This is a genomic window from Campylobacter sp. TTU-622 (assembly GCF_016598965.1).
Lineage (GTDB): Bacteria > Campylobacterota > Campylobacteria > Campylobacterales > Campylobacteraceae > Campylobacter_D.
On the sequence record NZ_JAENKR010000164.1, the window covers coordinates 1 to 1,271 of the forward strand.

The window sequence follows — 1,271 nt, forward strand, 5'->3', positions numbered from 1 at the left end:
TTTTTAAATTCTCAAAACGATTTTTAGCATAATCTTTTAAAAAATTTTTATTTTCTTCTAAAGTTTTTAAATAGTTTTCATATTCTTTAACTTCAGCGTTTGATTGTTTTAAAATTTCTATGTAATTATTTATATTATTAATCTTTTTTTCTATTTTAAAAATGCTTTCATTTTTACCATTGAAAAGTTTTGTTAGGATAGTATTGGTTTCTATGGTATTTTTTAAACTTTTATCCAGATTATCGTCGCTTTTTAAAATGGATAATTTAACTTTTTCTAAAAGTTCATAATCGCTTTTTGTCGCTAGTTTATTTTTACGCATAAAATCAACAAAATTCTTTAGATTTTTTGTATCCACAATGTTTTGATAATTGTATTTGTCAAGCTCTTTATTTAAAAGAGAAATCTTTTCATTGATTTTTTGAGTTTCTTTTATTTCTGATAGTATTTTTAAATCAATTTTATTTAAATCATCTGATACTTTTTTTAACTCTTTTCCTAGTTTGAAATATTTTTTATTATTTTTCTTTTTATATTGATTAAAAAGATTTATAAGATCTAATCTATTTTTCTTTAATTCTAAACTTTCATTATTTAAAATATCAATTTTAGATTTTTTATTCTCTAACTTTTTACTTTCTTTTTTAATTATATTTAAAATCATATCGCTTAAATCTTTTTTTGTATCCATCTCATCAAGATATAAAGTGCTTTTTATTTTTTGATATTTTCTATCTAAATCTTTTTCATAAGAAGTTTGATTATGATAATGTAATCCTTTAGAACTTAAAGACATAGAAAAATTACTTCTAACATCATTCCAAAAATCTTTAATATCGTCTTTTGTATTAAAATGAATTTTCTTTTTTGTTAAAATATTTCTTTTATTTAAAACAATGTGAATGTGTGGATTGTTTTGATGAGTGTGTATTGCCATTACATACTTATAACCAAAAAAATTATTATCCATAGTTTCTTTGACGCTTTTTTTTAAAATCTCTAAGTTTTTTTCAGTAGGATTTTCTTTAATAGAAAAAATCAAATGCCAAGCGTCTTTAGCATTTTTTTGATTTGAAAAATCAATTTTCCAATCTTTTATCACATCTTCTGTTAAAATCTCTTCCCCTTTTTCATTTATAAGATAAGGAGTATCAGCACTATTTAAAATATAATCTATTGCTCTTTTTGCTCCATCTTTAGATAAATTAGAACAAAGCTTAACTATTGCTTGTTTAGAATAAGTAGTTTGATTTATATTATTGATATTATGT

At 20.8% G+C, this 1,271-nt stretch carries 1 protein-coding gene; it reads right to left on the reverse strand.

All coding sequences use genetic code 11. The annotated features are described in order from the left end of the window. The coding region (locus JG677_RS08210) for a relaxase/mobilization nuclease domain-containing protein (protein WP_200286151.1) at positions 1-1,271 on the reverse strand (1,271 nt) is incomplete at both ends.